Origin of the sequence: Desulfobaculum sp. SPO524, from assembly GCF_044987625.1 — a bacterium.
In the GTDB taxonomy this organism is placed as follows: Bacteria; Desulfobacterota; Desulfovibrionia; order Desulfovibrionales; family Desulfovibrionaceae; genus Desulfobaculum.
Window position 1 is genome coordinate 926,407 of the sequence record NZ_JBJDSB010000001.1, and the last position, 18,571, is coordinate 944,977.

Annotated in this window: 16 protein-coding genes; 9 read left to right on the forward strand and 7 right to left on the reverse strand. The window is 63.0% G+C overall.

All coding sequences use genetic code 11. The features are described from left to right. Window positions 1–23: 23 nt before the first annotated feature. The 5 genes from ACI3L3_RS03855 (at window position 24) to ACI3L3_RS03875 (ending at window position 7,455) form a co-directional block, all read left to right on the forward strand. On the forward strand, window positions 24–2,681 hold the full coding sequence (locus ACI3L3_RS03855) for a valine--tRNA ligase (RefSeq protein ID WP_404843775.1): 2,658 nt from the start codon (window positions 24–26) through the stop codon (window positions 2,679–2,681). A 232-nt stretch (window positions 2,682–2,913) separates the two neighbouring features. Beyond that, window positions 2,914–4,422: a uroporphyrinogen-III C-methyltransferase gene (gene cobA, locus ACI3L3_RS03860; protein WP_404843776.1), complete on the forward strand. Its 1,509-nt coding sequence runs from the start codon at window positions 2,914–2,916 to the stop codon at window positions 4,420–4,422. An 83-nt stretch (window positions 4,423–4,505) separates the two neighbouring features. Then, entirely contained in the window at window positions 4,506–5,180 is a 675-nt protein-coding gene (gene purN, locus ACI3L3_RS03865; protein ID WP_404843777.1) for a phosphoribosylglycinamide formyltransferase, read from the forward strand. Window positions 5,181–5,344: 164 nt separating this feature from the next. Continuing rightward, window positions 5,345–6,421 (forward strand): aminofutalosine synthase MqnE, encoded by a 1,077-nt coding sequence (gene mqnE / locus ACI3L3_RS03870; protein ID WP_404843778.1) that lies wholly within the window; start codon window positions 5,345–5,347, stop codon window positions 6,419–6,421. An 89-nt stretch (window positions 6,422–6,510) separates the two neighbouring features. Next, entirely contained in the window at window positions 6,511–7,455 is a 945-nt protein-coding gene (locus ACI3L3_RS03875) for a DUF1848 domain-containing protein (protein ID WP_404843779.1), read from the forward strand. A gap of 64 nt (window positions 7,456–7,519) precedes the next feature. Here ACI3L3_RS03875 and ACI3L3_RS03880 read toward each other — a convergent pair whose 3' ends face one another. Further along, window positions 7,520–8,107, reverse strand: coding sequence for a hypothetical protein (locus ACI3L3_RS03880; RefSeq protein WP_404843780.1), 588 nt, complete (start codon window positions 8,105–8,107; stop codon window positions 7,520–7,522). 162 nt (window positions 8,108–8,269) lie between these two features. On the opposite strand from ACI3L3_RS03880, the gene aroC reads away from it, so the two are divergent. The 3 genes from aroC to ACI3L3_RS03895 all read left to right on the forward strand — a co-directional run bounded on the left by aroC (window position 8,270) and on the right by ACI3L3_RS03895 (window position 11,366). Further along, window positions 8,270–9,322, forward strand: coding sequence for a chorismate synthase (gene aroC, locus ACI3L3_RS03885; protein WP_404843781.1), 1,053 nt, complete (start codon window positions 8,270–8,272; stop codon window positions 9,320–9,322). A 158-nt stretch (window positions 9,323–9,480) separates the two neighbouring features. After that, window positions 9,481–10,581, forward strand: coding sequence for a redox-regulated ATPase YchF (gene ychF / locus ACI3L3_RS03890; protein ID WP_404843782.1), 1,101 nt, complete (start codon window positions 9,481–9,483; stop codon window positions 10,579–10,581). Between the two features lie 23 nt (window positions 10,582–10,604). After that, entirely contained in the window at window positions 10,605–11,366 is a 762-nt protein-coding gene (locus ACI3L3_RS03895; RefSeq protein WP_404843783.1) for an RNA methyltransferase, read from the forward strand. A gap of 495 nt (window positions 11,367–11,861) precedes the next feature. Here ACI3L3_RS03895 and ACI3L3_RS03900 read toward each other — a convergent pair whose 3' ends face one another. Both ACI3L3_RS03900 and ACI3L3_RS03905 read right to left on the reverse strand, forming a co-directional pair. Beyond that, the gene (locus ACI3L3_RS03900; protein WP_404843784.1) at window positions 11,862–12,665 is read right to left on the reverse strand and encodes a molybdenum cofactor biosynthesis protein B; all 804 of its coding nucleotides are present in this window, start codon (window positions 12,663–12,665) and stop codon (window positions 11,862–11,864) included. A 15-nt stretch (window positions 12,666–12,680) separates the two neighbouring features. After that, window positions 12,681–13,382 (reverse strand): DUF1614 domain-containing protein, encoded by a 702-nt coding sequence (locus ACI3L3_RS03905; RefSeq protein ID WP_404843785.1) that lies wholly within the window; start codon window positions 13,380–13,382, stop codon window positions 12,681–12,683. A 156-nt stretch (window positions 13,383–13,538) separates the two neighbouring features. Between ACI3L3_RS03905 and rfbA the strand changes: the two genes are divergently transcribed. Next, on the forward strand, window positions 13,539–14,408 hold the full coding sequence (gene rfbA, locus ACI3L3_RS03910) for a glucose-1-phosphate thymidylyltransferase RfbA (protein WP_404843786.1): 870 nt from the start codon (window positions 13,539–13,541) through the stop codon (window positions 14,406–14,408). 82 nt (window positions 14,409–14,490) lie between these two features. Here the strand turns inward: rfbA and ACI3L3_RS03915 are convergent, their stop codons facing one another. From ACI3L3_RS03915 to ACI3L3_RS03930, 4 genes are all read right to left on the reverse strand, one after another. Further along, complete coding sequence (locus ACI3L3_RS03915; RefSeq protein ID WP_404843787.1) at window positions 14,491–15,774, reverse strand: EAL and HDOD domain-containing protein; 1,284 nt, start codon at window positions 15,772–15,774, stop codon at window positions 14,491–14,493. Between the two features lie 30 nt (window positions 15,775–15,804). After that, complete coding sequence (argC, locus tag ACI3L3_RS03920; protein WP_404843788.1) at window positions 15,805–16,860, reverse strand: N-acetyl-gamma-glutamyl-phosphate reductase; 1,056 nt, start codon at window positions 16,858–16,860, stop codon at window positions 15,805–15,807. Between the two features lie 9 nt (window positions 16,861–16,869). Further along, window positions 16,870–17,163 carry a DUF1844 domain-containing protein gene (locus ACI3L3_RS03925; protein WP_404843789.1) on the reverse strand — a complete coding sequence of 98 codons (294 nt, stop codon included), beginning with the start codon at window positions 17,161–17,163 and terminating at the stop codon, window positions 16,870–16,872. 88 nt (window positions 17,164–17,251) lie between these two features. Continuing rightward, the gene (locus tag ACI3L3_RS03930) at window positions 17,252–18,415 is read right to left on the reverse strand and encodes a pyridoxal-phosphate-dependent aminotransferase family protein (RefSeq protein ID WP_404843790.1); all 1,164 of its coding nucleotides are present in this window, start codon (window positions 18,413–18,415) and stop codon (window positions 17,252–17,254) included. Window positions 18,416–18,571 lie beyond the last annotated feature (156 nt).

Genomic DNA, 18,571 nt, shown 5'->3' on the forward strand with positions numbered 1-18,571 from the left:
AGTGAAGACGAGGAGATACACACATGGCTGTGAAAACCCTGCCCAAAGGCTATGAGCCGGCCGACGTCGAGTCGCGCTGGCGCGCCCATTGGGAAGACAATAAGACTTTTACACCGGACGTTGACGCAGAGGGTGAATCCTATTCCATCGTCATTCCCCCGCCCAACGTCACCGGCCAGTTGCATATCGGCCACGCCCTCAACCTGACCCTGCAGGACATCCTGTGTCGCTACCAGCGCCAGCAGGGCAAAAACGTCCTGTGGGTACCCGGTACCGACCACGCCGGCATCGCCACCCAGAACGTCGTTGAGCGCAAGCTTGCCACCGAAGGCGTCCGCCGTGAAGACCTTGGCCGCGAAAAATTCGTGGAGCGCGTCTGGGAATGGCGCGAAGAGTACGGCGGCAAGATTCTCAACCAGATTCGCCGCCTTGGCTGCTCCGTGGACTGGACCCGCGAGCGCTTCACCCTTGACGAAGGGCTCTCCCGCGCCGTGCGCGAAGTCTTTGTGCGCCTGTATGAGGAAGGCCTCATCTACAAGGGCGACTACATCGTCAACTGGTGCCCGCGCTGCAGCACCGCCCTGGCTGATGACGAAGTGGACCGCGCCGCCGAAAAGGGCGCGCTGCACTACGTCACCTACAAGCTGGAGGACGGCAGCGGCGACCTGACCATCGCCACCACCCGCCCGGAGACCATGCTGGCGGACACCGCCATCGCCGTGCACCCCGAGGACGAGCGCTACAACCATCTCATCGGCAAGCACGCCATCCTGCCGCTGGTTGGCCGCAAGCTCATCATCATCGGCGACAAGTACGTCGACCGCGAGTTCGGCACCGGCTGTCTGAAGGTGACCCCAGCCCACGACATGAACGACTGGGAACTCGGCCGCAAGCACGGCCTTGAGGTCATCTCCATCCTGAACGACGACGGCACGCTAAACGAAGCAGCCGGTCCCGAGTTCGAGGGCCTCTCCTGCCCCGACGCCCGCGCCAAAATCATCACCATGCTCGACGAGGCAGGCCACCTGCAGAAGATCGAAGAGCACGAGCATAACGTGGGCCACTGCTACCGCTGCAAGACCACCATCGAGCCGTACGTCTCCACCCAGTGGTTCGTGGCGGTGAAGGGCCTTGCCGACGAGGCCGCCAAGGCCGTGAAGGATGGCCGCACCAAGATTTACCCCGAGTCCTGGAACAAGACCTACTTCCACTGGCTCGACAATATCCGCGACTGGTGCATCTCGCGTCAGCTGTGGTGGGGTCACCGCATTCCCGCGTGGACCTGTCAGGACTGCGGCGAGCTTATCGTCTCCCGCGAGGACGCCACCACCTGCAGCAAGTGCGGCTCCTCCAACCTGACGCAGGATGAGGACGTGCTGGACACGTGGTTCTCCTCCGCGCTGTGGCCCTTCTCCACCATGGGCTGGCCGGACCAGACCAAGGAGCTGAAGACCTTCTACCCCACGTCCTGCCTGAGCACCGGCTTCGACATCCTCTTCTTCTGGGTTGCCAGAATGATGATGATGGGCCTGCACTTTATGGACGAGGTGCCCTTTAACGACGTGTACATCCACGCCCTTGTCCGCGACGGCGAAGGCAAAAAGATGTCCAAGTCAACGGGCAACGTCATCGACCCCCTGACCATGTGCGACAAGTACGGCACGGACAGCATGCGCCTGACCCTGACCGCGCTGGCCGCCATGGGCCGCGACATCAAGCTCTCCGAAGACCGTATCGAGGGCTACCGCCACTTCATGAACAAGCTGTGGAACGCCGCACGCTTCGCCCTCATGAACCTGCCCGACGAAATGCCCGGCCACGACGTGCGAAAAGCCACCAGCGTTGCCGACAAGTGGATCCTCACCCGCATTGAAGAGGTGAAGGACGCCGTGCAGCAGGCCATTGAAGGCTACCGCTTCAACGACGCCGCGCAGATCATCTACGGCTTCACGTGGCATGAGTTCTGCGACTGGTACCTTGAAATGATCAAGGGCGACCTGAACGGCGAGGACGAAGACCGCAAGCAGATGACCCAGCAGGTCCTGCACACCGTGCTGTCCGAAATCCTGACGCTGGCGCACCCCATCATGCCCTTCATCACGCAGGAAATCTTCGTCACCCTGCCCGGCAACGACGGCAAAGACCTGGCCACCCTGCCCTACCCCGAGCGCCGCCCCGAGTGCCGCGTTCAGGGCGTGGTGGAGCACATGCAACTGCTGCAGGACATCATCGTCAGCGTCCGCAACATCCGCGGCGAGCTGAACATCAAGCCGTCCCTGCCGCTGACCCTGCTGGTGCGCACCAAGGATGAAGACACCCGCGAATTCCTTGACGCACATCAGGACCTCATCGCCAGCCTTGCCCGCCTTGGCGAGATGCACTTCGGTGCGGACGTCACCGCGCCCAAGGCCTCCGCTACCAACGTGGTGGCCGGTCATGAAGTCTTTGTGCCCCTGTCCGGCGCCGTGGACTTTGACGACGAACTGGCGCGCCTTGAAAAAGAAATCGCCAAAGCGGAAAAAACCCTTTCCATCGTGGAGAAGAAGCTGTCCAACGCCGGTTTCGTCAACAACGCCCCGCAGGACGTCGTTGACGGCGAGCGCGCCAAGGCCGCGGAACTCACCGAAAAGAAAGACAAGCTCGTTTCGCTCCAGCAGCGCCTGCGGGAGGCCATTGCCTAGCCCGGAAGGACGCGAGCAGTGTGGCCGCACGGCTGGCCGCACCTGACGAGACAAGAGATACCATTCCGGGCATCTCGGCCTTGCGCCGGGGTGCCCGGTTGCGTATGTGCACACATGCGCGCAGGCGCACACGCCGCCTTGCCAACCCGCCGCCCGCGCGGCGGCCACGGACCACGAACACAGAGCACGGGGGCACCCCCGGTTGCCGCAATCATATTGCAAAGGAGCCACAATGGCAGACGTGTACCTCATCGGCGCAGGTCCGGGCGATCCCGGACTGCTGACCATCAAGGCCAAAGAGATTTTGGAGACCGCCGACATCCTCGTCTATGACTACCTCGCCAACGACGAGTTCCTGCAGTACGCACGCCCCGATGCGGAAATCATCTACGTGGGCAAAAAGGGCGGCGACCACACCCTCCCGCAGGACAAAATCAACGAGATGCTCGTCCAGCGCGCGGCGGAAGGCAAAACCATCGCCCGCCTCAAGGGCGGCGACCCCTACGTCTTTGGCCGCGGCGGCGAAGAGGCCGAAGAGCTCATGGCCGCAGGCCTCACCTTTGAGGTGGTCCCCGGCATCACCGCCGGCGTGGCGGCGCCGGCCTACGCGGGCATCCCCGTCACCCACCGCGACCACACCACCTCGGTCTGCTTCATCACCGGGCACGAGGACCCCACCAAGGAAAAATCCGGCCACAACTGGGACGTCTACGCCAAAAGCGAATCCACCCTCGTCTTTTACATGGGCGTAAAAAACCTGCCCATGATTGCGGACAACCTCATGCAGGGCGGCCGCGATCCCAAAACCCCCGTGGCGCTCGTGCGCTGGGGCACCCGCTGCACGCAGGAGTCCATGGTCTCCACGCTGGAGAATGTGGCCGAGGACGCCAAAGCGCGCGGCTTCAAGGCCCCGTCCATCATTGTTGTGGGCAGCGTCTGCTCCCTGCATGACAAGCTGAACTGGTTCGAACAGCGCCCCCTGCTGGGCAAAGGCGTTGTGGTCACCCGCGCCCGCGAGCAGGCCAGCGGCTTTGCCGACATCCTGCGCGAGCAGGGCGCCTGCGTGATGCAGTTCCCCACCATCAGCATCAATCCCATGCCCGACGACGCGGAAATCCGCGACGCCATCAGCGGCATGGACGCCTACGACTGGGTGGTCTTCACCTCCGTCAACGGCGTGAAGCGCTTCTGGACCGTGCTTGAGGACATGGGCCTCGACACCCGCGCCTTTGGCGGACGCAAGGTCGCCGCCATCGGCCCCGCAACGGCCAAGGAACTGGAAAACCGCGGCATCCGCCCAGACTTCGTCCCCGAAAAATACGTTGCGGAGCATGTCGTCTCCGGCCTGCTGGAGCGCGGCGTTGCCAGTGGCACACGCATCCTCATCCCCCGCGCCAAGGTCGCGCGTGAGGTTCTGCCCGAGGAGCTGCGCAAGGCGGGCGCAGAGGTGCGCATCCTGCCCGTGTACGAGACCGGCCTGAACGAACAGGGCCCCGAATCCCTGCAGGACAAGCTGAACGCAGGCGACGTGGACTACGTCACCTTCACCAGCTCCTCCACCGTGGACAACTTCTTTCAGTTGCTCCCGCCCGAGGAACTGAAAAAGCACCTGCCCAAGGTGAAGCTGGCGTGCATCGGTCCCGTGACGGCCAAAACCCTTGAGGGCTACGGCTTCACCCCGGACATCCAGCCCGAGGACTACACCATCCCGGCCCTTGCCGACGCGCTGGCCTCGGCTTAACGGTCTGTCATACAAAGGCAGGCTGCCGGAGTGCAGCCTGCTTCATGCCGGCCTGCGCTGGCAGCATCCCAAGGAGCACCCGAATGTCCCTGTCTCTGGCGGTTTTGGTTTCCGGCGGCGGTTCCAACCTGCAAGCCATCATCGACGCCATCGAGGATGGCCGCCTTGACGCCAGCATCAAGCTGGTGCTGTCCAACAAGGTGGACGCCTACGGCCTGACCCGCGCCGCAAACCACGGCCTGCCCACGGCGGTCCTCCAGCACGGCGACTACGACAGCCGCGAGGCCTTTGACGCGGCCATGATATCCACCATCCGCGACCACGGGGCGGACGTCATCATCCTTGCGGGATTCATGCGCATCCTCACCCCCGGCTTTATCCGCGAGTTTGCGCCCAATATCCTGAACACGCACCCCGCACTGCTGCCCAGCTTTGCCGGAGCGCACGGCGCGCGCGATGCCGTAGACTACGGCGTGCGCATCTCCGGATGCACCATCCACTTCGTCAACGAAATCATGGACAACGGTCCCGTCATCATTCAGGCCGCCGTTCCGGCCTTGCCCGGTGAAGACCCAGGAGACCTTGCCAAACGCATCCTGCGCTACGAGCACCGCATCTTCCCGCAGGCCATCCAGTGGCTGGCCGAAGGCCGCCTCAGCATCGACGGACGCCACGTCCACGTGCAGGACGCCGAAGCCATCCCCGCCGCCAGCACGCCCGGAGCACTCGTCTGCCCCGCGCTGGACGAGGGATTCTAACCCGCCGGACATTCACAGAATCCGCCACAGCGGCCCGGGGCCTTTGCTTCGGGCCGCTTTCCACTTCCCGGCCGGGGCTTTACTCAGCGGGCCTGTGCCCGTATGTTCACCACGCGCCACGGGCTTCACCGTGGCGGCGGAAACCAGCATGTGAGGCACCACCCATGCAGAAAATATTCGACACCCTGCTTGGCGGCGGCCGCATCTCCGTTGAGGAGGCGCTGACCCTCGCCGAATCCTGCGACATCCACACCCTTGGCGAGCTGGGCAAAGCCGCGCGCGAGCGCCGCTTTGGCGACAAGGCGTTCTGGGTCTACAACCAGCACCTGAATTTTACCAACGTGTGCGCCAATGCCTGCCGGTTCTGCGCCTTTTCCAAGCGCGCAGGCGACGAGGGAGCCTATACCTACTCCATCGACGACATCCGCCAGCGCATCCGCGAGCGCGCCCATGAGCCGATCACAGAAATCCACATCGTCGGCGGCCTGAACCCGGACCTGCCCTACTCCTACTACATGGACCTCATCGCCGCCGTGCGTGAGGAGCGCCCGGACATCGCCATCAAGGCCTTCACCGCTGTCGAGGTCGCCTACCTTGCCGGTCAGACGGGCAAAAGCTACGCCGATGTCCTCACGGACATGAAAAGCAGCGGCCTGAACGCCCTGCCCGGCGGCGGCGCGGAAGTCTTTTCGCCCAAGCTGCGCCAGAAGCTCTGTCCGGAGAAGGTTTCCGGCGACGTCTGGCTGGAAATCCACGAAACCGCCCACGGCCTCGGCCTGCCCACCAACTGCACTCTGCTCTTTGGGCACATTGAGTCGTGGCGCGACAGGCTGGAGCACATGGCCGCCCTGCGCGACGTGCAGGACCGCACCGGCGGATTCAAGGTCTTCATCCCCTTGCAGTACCAGCCGGGCAACAACCCGCTGGAGGCCGAAGGCACCGACGGCGTAGACTATCTGCGCATGATTGCCATCTCGCGCCTGTTCATGGACAACGTGCCGCACCTCAAGGCCTACTGGGCCTTCTCGGGCATCAAGCCCGCGCAGATGGCCCTGCACGCTGGCGCGGATGACTTTGACGGCACCCTTGTGGAGGAAAAGGTCGGCCACGCCGCCGGCGCATCCTCCCCCACGGGCATGACCGTTGCCAAGCTGGAGGAAACCATCCGGCAGGCGGGCTTCACCCCGGTGGAGCGCAACACCTTTTTTGAGGAAGTTGGCGGCCCCACGCAGGCCGTCTAACGCAACCACACGACACAAACGGGGGACCGGCGCGTATCGCCCCGGTCCCCCACGTGTTTTCTTCGGCCAGCGCCGTTTCGGGAGCAGACATGATCGTCAGTGTCAGCAGAAGAACGGACATCCCCGCCTTTTACAACGCATGGTTCTCCCTGCGTCTGCGCGAGGGCCTCGCCCTTTCCATCAATCCCATGAATCCCCGGCAGGTGCGCCGCGTCCCCCTGACGCCGGACGCCGTGGACCTGCTCGTCTTCTGGTCCAAAAATCCCGCGCCCTTTTCCGGCAGCCTCGACCTTGCGGCGGACCGTGGATTCCGGTCCCTGTTTTTCTACACCCTGAACGGCTATCCGCGCGCCTTTGAGCCGCGCCTGCCGTCCCTTGAGCGCCGCATAGACGCCTTTTTGCGCCTTGCGGAGCGCCTCGGGCCGGAGCGCGTTGTCTGGCGCTACGACCCCATCATCCTCTCAAACGTAACGCCGCCGCAGTTTCACGCCGACACATTCGGGCGCATTGCCGAGGCGCTCTCCGGAGCCACCCAGCGCGTTATCATCAGCTTTCTGGACGTGTACCCCAAGGTGCAGCGCCGCCTGGACGCCCTCAGGCGCGACCACGGCGTCCACTGCCACGACGCGCGCACCGACCACGCCGGACGCAACGACACCGTCCGCGCCCTTGCCTGCGCCGCAAACGCCCATGGCATGCATATCCAGACCTGCGCCGAGTCCGCGGACCTTGCCGCCCACGGCGTCCACCCCGGCGCCTGCCTTGACCGCGCCCTGGTGGAGCGTCTTGCAAGCCGTCCCATCCACGCCGCGCCGGATACCGGCCAGCGTGCGGGCTGCCGGTGCGTCTCGTCCGTGGATATTGGCGTGTACGACACCTGCCGCTTCAAGTGCGCCTACTGCTACGCGACATCGCGCGAGCGCAACGTCGTCGAGACCTTGCGCGAACACGACCCGCACAGCCCGGCCCTTGTGGGCTGGCCCAAGGTGCCGCAGGAGCAACCGCGCCAGCTCAGCCTCTGGCAATCATCCTAACGGGCATGCGCCGCGGTGCGCCTTCCTTCCCGCGCAGCATCAGCGCGTTCCCGGCGGGCGCCAGCTACACCATCTTGTCCGTCTCCGGGGATTCGTCGTCCTTCTCCCCGCCAGCCACGGCCTGCTCATTCTTGCCGTTTTGCTCATACATCTTGGCCGCGCGGCGGCGCTCCGGCGTTAACTGACTGCGGTCCTCGCCGTCGCCGGAATCAAACGTCATGGCGCGGGAAATTTTGCCCTTGCCGTTCCCATCCACCTTGGTGGCGTAGACGGTAATTTTCCCCTCGTCATTGGGGTCCTGCACGGCCTCGGTCAGGGTTTCAAAGGCCAGCGCATTCATGTGGTCCGACTTGTTCGGGTCCTCGCCATTCTCATGCAAGCGGTCCTTGAAGGCCTGCTTGTCGCGGTCCAGCTCCTCGGGCGCGCCAAAGGACTGGACATACTTGGCGATGAAGTCCATTTTGGTTTGTTCAAGCTTTGCGGCCTGCTCCTTGGCCTCCTGCTCTTTGCGGGCTTTTTCCTCCTCGCGGGCGAGGGCTTCGTCACTGGTTGCGCCGCCGGCGCTTTTTCCCTGCACACGTTCGGGCGGGGTCAGCGTCGCGCCGCGCAAGCCGCCGCCAAGGCCACAGGGTCCAATACCGGGGAGTGCCATATGTCTTCTCCTTGCTCGGAAGTCTTTTCCTGTCTGCAACGCGGCATGCATCATCCGTACCCGGCCATCCCCCGCCCAGCGCCTCCAGCGCGCGCCGCCGCGCCCACGCCAGTGGTGCCCTGCGCGCTTTTCTGCTACTACCGCACGAGTAATGGAGGGAACATGAGCGGAAATACGTTCGGAACCGTTTTTCGTCTGACGACATATGGGGAATCACACGGGCCCGGTCTTGGTGGCGTGGTGGACGGCTGTCCCGCAGGCATCGCCCTGAGCGAGGAGAGCATCCAGCGCGAGCTGGACCGCAGAAAGCCCGGCCAAGGCATTGCCTCCACAGCGCGCAAGGAGAGCGACACCGTGCGCCTGCTGTCCGGCGTGTTCGAAGGCGCCACCACCGGCACGCCCATCGGCTTTCACATCGCCAACGAGGACCAGCGCTCGCGCGATTATTCCACAATTCAAAACGTCTACCGCCCCGGTCATGCCGACCTTGGATTCGACGCCAAATTCGGCGTGCGGGATTATCGCGGCGGCGGGCGCTCCTCCGGGCGCGAGACCGTCTCGCGCGTTGTCGGCGGCGCCATTGCGCAGGCTTTGCTTGCCACCGTGGGGATTCACGTCATGGCCTACACTGTGGAAATTGGCGGCATCCCCGCGCCCATCACCGACCCCGAAGGCGCGCAGGACCGCCCCTTCTTTGCGCCGGACGACGCCATCGTCGACGCGTGGGAAGCCAAAATCCGCGACACCAAAAGCCAAGGCGACACCCTCGGCGGCGTTGTGGAAGTCATGGCTACCGGCGTGCCCGCAGGCCTTGGCGAACCCGTCTTCGACAAGCTGGACGCGCGCCTTGCCTACGCCCTCATGAGCGTTGGCGCAGTGAAGGGCGTTGAAATCGGCGCAGGCTTCGCCGCCGCGCGCTCCGTGGGCAGCGTCAATAACGACCCCATCGCCACGGAAGGCTTTGCCACCAACAACGCCGGCGGCACCCTTGGCGGCATCTCCAGCGGTCAACCCATCATCGCCCGCGCCGCCATCAAGCCCATTCCGTCCATCGCCAAGGAGCAGCACACCATCACCCGCTCCGGAGAGTCCACCAGCATCTCCATCGGCGGGCGGCACGACATTGCGGCCATCCCCCGCGTCAATCCCGTGCTCAAGGCTATGGTGAGCCTTGTGCTGGCGGATTTATTGCTTTTGCAAAAGCGCAACGCCTAGACCAGTGGTACGGACACTTTCCCCTCGTGACGCAGGGCTTGCCGAGTGCGCAGGCACCTGTTACTAAGCCCGTGCAACGCGCGCGGAGGCCTCCTGCGCCACATGCCGCACCTCACCCCGCCACCCGCGCTGCAAATCCAACTCCGGAGAATCATCCCATGGGACTGAGCATAGGAATCGTCGGACTGCCCAACGTGGGCAAGTCCACACTCTTCAACGCGCTGACCAAGGCGCAGAACGCCGAAAGCGCGAACTACCCGTTCTGCACCATCGAACCCAACAAGGCCGTCGTGCCCGTGCCCGACCCGCGCCTTGATAAGCTGTCCGAACTGGTCAAGCCCCAGCGCGTGCTGAACGCCACCGTGGACTTCATCGACATCGCCGGCCTCGTCAAAGGCGCCAGCAAAGGTGAAGGCCTTGGCAACAAGTTCCTCGCCAATATCCGCGAGGCCGACGCCATCCTGCACGTGGTGCGCTGCTTCGCCAACGACGACGTCGTCCACGTCGACGGCTCCGTCGATCCCCTGCGCGATATTGAAGTCATCGAGGCCGAACTCATCATGGCCGACGCCCAAAGCGTGGAAAACCGCTTGGAGCGCATGAAGAAGCAGGTCAAAGGCGACAAGAAGCTCCAGCCCAAGGTGGACTGCTGCGCCGCCCTGCTGGAGCACCTCGGCGGCCTGAACCCCGTCAGCACCTTCGAGGGCCGCGACTCCGACGCCTGCCGCGAAGTGCGCAAGGAACTCCACCTCATCACCGACAAAAAGGTCGTCTACTGCTGCAACGTGGATGAAGACGCCCTCGTCGAAGACAACGAGTTCGTCGCCAAAGTGCGCGAGCGCGCCGCCACCACCGGTGCAGGCGTCGCCAAAATCAACGCCAAGATGGAAGAAGAACTCATCGGCCTGGAAGGCGAAGAGTATCAGGAATTTCTGGAGTCCTACGGCGTCAGCGAAAGCGGCCTCGACCTCATCATCCGCACCGGCTACGCCACCCTCGGCCTCATCAGCTACTTCACCGCCGGCGAAAAGGAAGTGCGCGCGTGGACCATCCACGAAGGCGACACCGCCCCGCAGGCAGCCGGCGTCATCCACACCGACTTCGAACGCGGCTTCATCCGCGCCGAAGTCATCGGCTATGACGACTACGTGGCCAACGGCTCCGAGTCCGCATGCCGCTCCAAGGGCGTTCTGCGTGTGGAAGGCAAAGACTACGTCGTCAACGACGGCGACGTCATGCACTTCCTCTTCAACGTCTAGGCCCCAAAGCGGAGACACATCGGATGCTCGAAAACCTGACCATCGTCCTTTTTCACCCCAAGTTCCCCGAGAACGTGGGCAGCGCCGCGCGCGCCTGCGCCAACATGGGCTGCCCCAACCTCATCGTGGTGCAGCCCCGGAATTGGGACCTTGGACGCGCCAGCGCCCTCGCCACCCCCAAGGGGGTCGACATTCTAAGCTCCATGCGCGTCGTGGACGACCTGCCCACAGCCCTTGCGGGCTTTGAGTTCGTCTACGGCACCACCGCGCGCACCGGCGGCTGGCGCAAAGGCCTCTGGACGCCCGCAAAGGCAGGCTCCACCATCGCCGGGCAAATGGGTCAGGGCAGCTCCGTCGCCGTCGTCTTCGGCCCCGAAGACCGCGGCCTCACCAACGAGGAAACCGAAATCTGCGGCAAGCTCCTCACGATTCCTACCTCGCCGGAAGCCAGCTCCCTGAACCTCGCCCAAGCCGTCCTCGTCGTGCTCTACGAGTGCTTCAAGAACGTCATGGAACACCCCGGCGAAGAACCGGCGCAGCCCGCGCCCACAAACCTCGCCACACACGAGGAAATGGAACTGCTCTTCGGCAACCTCAAGGACACCCTCGCCGCCATCGACTACCTCAAAGACGAGAACACCGACTACTGGATGCTCCCCGTCCGCCGCTTCCTGCAACGCGCCCCCTTCCGCAGAAGCGAATTCAACATGATCATGGGCGTCTGCAGGCAGGTCAAATGGATCGCCGACAAAGCCGGACGCACCACAGACGGCGACGCGTCATAGCGTCACCGCCAGCATCATTACGCCACAAGCGGCGCCCTCGTACGAGGGCGCCGCTTTTTTTCGCCAAGGGCAGGTCATCGGCGCCGGGAGTGAGAAGCAGTTTTGCTCCGCAGGCTCAAGGGCCGTGGGCCCTTGAGAATCCCAAGTGCGCACAGACCGGGTGCCTGTGTATGGCACAGTCGTCACCCCTGACGGCTCCCGTCCGTGTAGATGGAAGAATTTTTTTTGGGGGGCTTTGGCACGTGGGGATGGGCGGTGAGAATCCCTGTTCGGCGTTTTGAAAAAAACATAGGCAATGGAAAAAGATGAAGGCCAAAAAAGCTCCCCATTCTGCCCACACCCCACCCCCTATTTTCGGGGCGGCTTCCGCCCCGAAAATCCTGGGGATTCTCAAGGGTATCATACCCTTGAGTCGCCGAAGGCAAAAAAAGGAGGCCCCACCTCCCGGTGAAGCCCCCTACAAACACAAGCGTGACGCCTGCCCCGCAGCGGCAGCTACAGCACAGCCGCGCAGTCTGTGGTGTCGCCTTGGAGTTTATCTATGGTGTGCTGGAGCGTCGGCAGAATCGCTTCGAGGTTTTCGCTGACGGCCTTTGGGCTGCCGGGCAGGTTGACGACCAGCGTGGAGCCGATGGTCCCGGCCACGGCGCGCGAGATGGCGCCGTGCGGCGTTTTGGCGAGGCTGGCTTGCATCATGGCCTGTTCGTAGCCGGGCAGGCGTTTTTCAATCACCTTGAGGGTTGCTTCGGGCGTGATGTCGCGTGGTCCAACGCCTGTGCCGCCGCTGGTCAGGATAAGGTCAAAGCCTTGGTGCAGCGACAGGCCGGAAAGCAGGGCTTTGAGTTGCCGGGCGTCGTCGGGGATAAGGAAGCCTTGGGTCATGCACAGGGGCAGAGTTTTGCTGACGGCTTCTTCGATGAGGGGGCCGCAGCTATCCTCGCGCATTCCGGCAGCGCCTTTGTCGGACATGACAATCCACGCGAGGCTGATGCCATCCTTCACGCAGGAGAAGCCGTAGGAGCCGGGATCGAGATGAATATCCGTCAGCGACTCAAGCACGGCGCCACGGCGCGCGGTGGCCTTGGGGTCTGGCGCGGGGGTCCAAAACAGGGAGCGGATGGCGAAGCATTTTTCCTCACCACGCTGGAGGTATGCGCCCACGCCGGGCATCTGATGCGGATGCTCGGGCCAGAGGATATGCCCTGCGGAAGGGTACGTAGGGAGCGGGGTCTGATCCCCGGCCTTAAAATCGAGTTCCGTTTCGGTGAGGAGGACGATGTCCTTGTATTCGATGCGCATGGTCAGACTCCTTGCTTACGCCAACAAAACGGCAACGATGCCTGTCACGAAAATACCGTCAAATGTTCCCGCGCCGCCGATGGAAAGTAGCGGCGCGTCGAGCTTGTCGAGCATCCGGCGGTCCCACAGGTGCAGAACGTCGGCCCCGAGAAGGGTGCCGATGCTGCCCGCCACGTAGGCGACGTGGGCGCTTTGGCCCTCTGGCGCAAAGATGATGGCGCACAGGGCCGCAACAAGGGGCGGCACAAGCATAGGAATGCCGATGCCTCGCCCTGGCATGGGTCGTGCTACAGCATAGCACACGGCAACAACGCCCGCCACGGCAAGGCCAAGGCCGAGGGAGATGCCAATTTGCCCCACAACCATAAGGCTGAGAAGACAGGGGATAATGCAACCGCCAAAGTTGACGGCCACCACCTGATCCTGCAGCTCCATTTCCTGCGGTGAGGCCTGCATGTAGCCGCGGCTATCCATGAACAGGCGGCGCGGCCCAACGGGCACGCGCACGGTGCGCCCGGTGCGAAAGAACGGCATATTGACGCCGCTGCCGAGGAGTGTGGCTATAAGAATGAGTAGAGCCTGCCCCGGCGTGAGGCCTATCTTGGTGAAGGCGACGGTGACGAGGCCGACTTGTATGAGGATGAAGAAGAATATGAGTCCGAAGACAAGGCCCACAAGGGCGAGCACCATAAACGGAAAGGAGAAGAATGGTCTCATGAGGTCGCAGAGCTCCGGCAGGGTTTCACATTCACGGAAAATACCCTATATTTCCATACAGATGACGCGGGCGGCACAATGCCGACTCCGCTGATACAACAGAGTACCCCAGCCACACGACGAAGTAAAACGGCATTCATACCAGAGGAATCGCGCATGAAAGGCATCATTCTCGCAGGCGGGTCCGGCACCCGGCTTTATCCGCTGACGCGGGCAACCAGCAAGCAGCTTTTGCCCGTCTACGACAAGCCCATGATCTATTATCCGCTGTCGGTGCTCATGCTGGCGGGCATCCGCGATATTCTCCTCATCTCCACCCCGCGCGACCTGCCGCGGCTGGAGGAGCTGTTCGGCGACGGATCGCACCTTGGGCTGAATATCAGCTACAAGGTCCAGCCGGAACCAGAGGGCATTGCGCAGGCCTTCATTCTGGCGGAGGACTTCATCGGCGACGACTCCGTGTGCCTTATCCTTGGCGACAATATCTTCTACGGACAGGGCCTGTCCGTGACGCTTCAGGCGTGCTCGCAGCTGGAGCGCGGCGGCATTATCTTCGGCTACAAGGTCCGCGACCCCGAGCGCTACGGCGTGGTGGAATTCGACGACCTACAAAACGTTCTGAGCATTGAGGAAAAGCCCAAACAGCCCAAGTCGCGCTACGCTGTGACCGGCCTGTACTTCTACGACAACGACGTGGTGGACATCGCCAAGAACCTCAAGCCCTCCGCGCGCGGCGAGCTGGAAATCACGGACGTGAACAATGAGTACCTGCGCCGCGGCCAGCTCAAGGCTGAATTCTTCGGGCGCGGCCTTGCGTGGCTGGACACCGGCACCCACGAATCCCTCCTGCAGGCCAGCACCTACGTGCAGGCCATACAGGAACGACAGGGCGTCATTGTTTCCAGCATTGAGGAAATTGCCTACCGCATGGGCTACATCTCGGCGGAGCAACTGGCGAAGCTGGCCGAGGAGATGCTCAAAAACGACTACGGCCGCTATCTCATGGACGTCGCCAAAGGCGTCTAACGCGCCGTGACAGACAAAAACGCATCGCGCCCGGAAGGCTTCTGCCTTCCGGGCGCGTTTGTTTTGAACGGGTGTCGGGCAATCAGGCGGCGTCGTCGCTTTTGCCCAAGATTTCCTGCGTCCACGCCATGGCCTGCACGTAGAATTTATCGGCGTCCTCCTGCCGGATACCTGTGGCTTGCACCACCTCCTGCACGTGCGCCCACTGTCCGCGCTCGTAGGCGCGCGACAGCTCCAGCAGCGGCTTGAGGCGGTTTTCCTGTCCCACAAGGGCCTCTTTGACCTCGTCATCCAGCGGCACATTCTCCAGAATCTCCTCCATGGGCTGGCCAAGCAGCGCGTCAAGGAGTGAGAACAGCCCCAGCAGGAACATGGTCTCCGGCGATATACCAAACTTTTTGGACAAATCTTCCATCAGTTCCAAAAAGCGCCCCCGGTGCACGGACAGGAAGGCGACCTCCTCGGCCTTTTTGTTGGGGCTAAGGTCGGACATGATGGCAACGCGCAGCCACTGGGCCAACTGGCGCTGGCCAAGCAGCGTAATGGCGCGGGCGACGGATTCCACCTTGTAGCGCACGCCAAGGCCCACGGAGTTGATATACTGGAACAGGCGATACGTCAGGGACAGGTCCGCCTGAATAATGCGCCCAAGGCGGACCACGTCAAAGTCCGTGCGACCAAGCTCCTTGAGCAATTGAATCTTGGCGATTTCGCTGGAGGAAATCTTTTTGCCGGGGATGATCTCCGGCTTGGAGAAAAAGAACCCCTGAAACAGCGAAAAGCCAAGCTTTCGCGTCACCTCAAAGGTTTCTACGTCCTCCACCTTTTCCGCCAGCAGCGTACAGTCGTAGGACTTGAGCTTGTCCACCGTCTCGCGGATGCGCTGGGGGTCGGAATCCAGCCCCAGGATGTCCACCTTGATGATGTCCACATACTTGAGAAACGGCTCAAGCTCCGGCTCGCCCATATAGTCGTCCATGGCGAGCATGAAGCCCGCTTCCTTGATGGCGGCCACGGCCTCAAGCACATCGGCGTCCGGGCTGACGTCCTCCAGAATCTCCACAATGGCGATATCCGGCGGCAAGGCGTAGGCGGCGTCCTCCAGCAGAAGCTTTTTGGGGAAGTTGATCAGGGCGCGCTGCCCCTCTTCCATGCCTGCGTACGCCAGCAGAAAGCCGTCGGCGATGACCTTGGTCGTGGCCATGTCCGAATCCGTCACAAAGGCCCCTGTCGCATCACCGGAACTGCGGAACAACAACTCATAGCCAAAGACCTTTTGGTCCTGGTCAAAGATGGGCTGACGGGCCACAAAGACGGATTCGGCAAGTTGCGAGGCGGCAGATTCACTCTGCGTAATTTCAAGCATGGACGTCCTCATAAAGCGCCAGAGGCGAAATCAGGGTACCAGCGGAACAAGGTCCAACCCCAGTCCCATATCAAGCCCAAGCATCACGTTGGCATTGGCCAGCGCCTGCCCGGAAGCGCCACGGCACAGATTGTCTATGGCAGAAACAACAATCAGGCGCTGCGTTCTGGGATCGACAACCAGACCGATATCACAGAACATTGTGCCCCGGACAAAACGCGTCTCGGGCAGCTTGCCAAGGGGCAAAACGCGCACCCACGGGGCATTTTCGTACGCCTTGGAGTATAGCAAATGCACTTCATCCAATGAAAGGCTTTTCTTGAGACGGGCGTAGCTCGTGCTCAGGATGCCCCGGCTGATGGGCAACAGGTGCGTGTTGAACGACACGGTCATCTCCGCGCCGGCAACGCCGGACAGCTCCTGCTCAATCTCTGGCGTATGGCGGTGCTTGCCAAGGTTGTACGCCTTGAAGGAGTCCGCCACCTCGCAAAACAGCGAGCCAACGCTGGCCTTGCGGCCCGCGCCCGTGGTTCCGGACTTGGAGTCCACCACAATGCCGTCCGTCTCCACAAGGCCCTCGCGCAGCGCCGGAGACAGGCCCAAAATGACGGACGTCGGATAACACCCCGGATTCGCCACCAGCCGCGCGCCGCGCACGGCCTCGGCATTGAACTCCGGCAGGCCAAAGACGGCCTCGGGCAAAAGCTCCGGGTGACGGTGCTCCAGGCCGTACCAGTCGGCGTAGGTGCCCGCGTCCTTGATGCGGAAGTCGGCGGACAGGTCCACCACTTTCACGCCGCGCGCCACCAGCTCCGCCGCCATGTCCATGGCCGTCCCGTGCGGCACGGCCAAAAAGACCAATTCGCACGCCTCGGCAAGGTCCGCCACATCCGGCACGGACACCACCACATCGCCAATGGGAAAGCCCGCAAGGCTGGGGAACAGCTCGCTCAGGCATTTGCCCGCCTCGGACCGCGACGTGGCCCGCACCAGTTCCATGCCCTCGTGCCTCGCCAACAGCCGCGCCAACTCAATGCCGGTATACCCGGTCACCCCAACAAGGCCGACAGGGGTACGCTGTGTCATGCTCATCCCCTACCTCGTCTTCAGCACGTATTTCATGCGCAGGTCGTACAGCAAATCCGTGATAAGCTGCCGCTCCTCGTCATCCAGATTGCCCTTGGTCTTCTCCTCCAGCATGGAGAGAACATCAATGGAATGCTTGGCCAGCGCCAGATTCTCCGTGGGCTTGCCGGTTTCCGGGTCCGGCACCTCGCCCAGCGGCACCAGCGCCGACGACGCCAGCGACATCACAAAGGTGGAAAACGTCACCTGCGGCAGCGGGATGTTCCCCGACGCCGCGCCCATGCTCTTCTTTTCGTCAGACATCGTAACGCTCCTTGCGTCATCTGTGCATGTACATCCGCCGAAAGAGCCGCGCACCCTGCCGGGTGGCCGCCCTGCTCCGGCGCCGCGCCTATTCGGGGTAGCCGCCAGCCATGGCGGCCTCGTACGCACGCATACCCTGCTCCATGTAGTCCCGCGCGGCCGTGTAGCCACCGCAGGCCTCAAGTGCGCTCGCCAGCGCATGCAGGCCCGCCAGCACATCGCCATAGTCCACATGGCCCATATGGCCAAAGCGGACAATGCGGCCCTTCATCGCGCCCTGACCGCCAGCCAGCACCACGCCGTAGCGCTCCGCGCAGCACTGGAGCACAGCGCTTCCGTCCACGCCCTCGGGCAGGCGGATGCTCGTCAGGCCCCAGGTAAAGTGCTCCTCGGCAAATAGCTCAAGGCCCATGGCGCGGGCCGCACTGCGCACCAGTTGCGTCAGCGCCCACTGCCTGCGGTACACGTTCTCCAGACCCTGCTCCTTGAACATGGCAAGGCAAGTATGCAGGCCCATGAGCAGATTAATGGGCGGCGTGAAAAGCGTCTGGGAATTCTTCACAATCTTTTCCCGTTCGCCCAGCAGGTTAAAGTAGAACTCACGCGGCTTCACCTCTTCCACGCGCTTCCACGCCCGCTCGGACAGCGCCAAAAACGACAGCCCCGGCGGCAGCATCAGCCCCTTTTGCGAGCCGGTCAGCAAGCAGTCCACACCCCACTCATCCATCGGGCACGGCGAGATGCCAACCGCAGAAATGCCGTCCACCACCAAGAGGACGTCACGCTCCCGCGTAAACGCCGCCAGCTCCTTGATAGGATGCAGCACACCTGTGGACGTCTCCGACGCCTGCACGAGGATGCCCTTGGCCTTGGGGAACTTCTCCAGCGCAGCGCGCAGGTGGTCCACCGTAATGGCCTTGCCCCACGGCACGCTGACAATGGCCGCGTCCAGCCCGTAGGTGGAGGCAATCTCGCCCCAGCGCTCGCCAAACTTGCCGCCCTCAATGACGATGACCTGATCGCCCTTGGCAAACAGATTCGTGGCCGCCGCCGTCATCGCGCCCGTGCCGGACGACGACATCGCCACCACAGGCTGGCTGGTGCCGAAGAGCCAGCGCAAATCCTTCTGAATCTCGCCAAGCAGCGCCGTAAAGCCCGGCTTGCGGTGGTGCACCATATCCATGGCCAACGTCAGCCGGACTTCCTCCGGCATCGGCGTGGGACCGGGAGTCAACAGTCGCATCTTATCCATATCCCTTCCATCCCTTGCAATGCGTTCAAATACACACACCTGCGAAAGCGCAGGCTTCTCAACAAAAGTCGTCGCCCTCCCCATAAGGGCGGTGGCGGTGGTGCCACTGGCTGGCCGAGGCGGGCTGGGCGGAGCGTTTTGTGCTCCGCAGGCTTA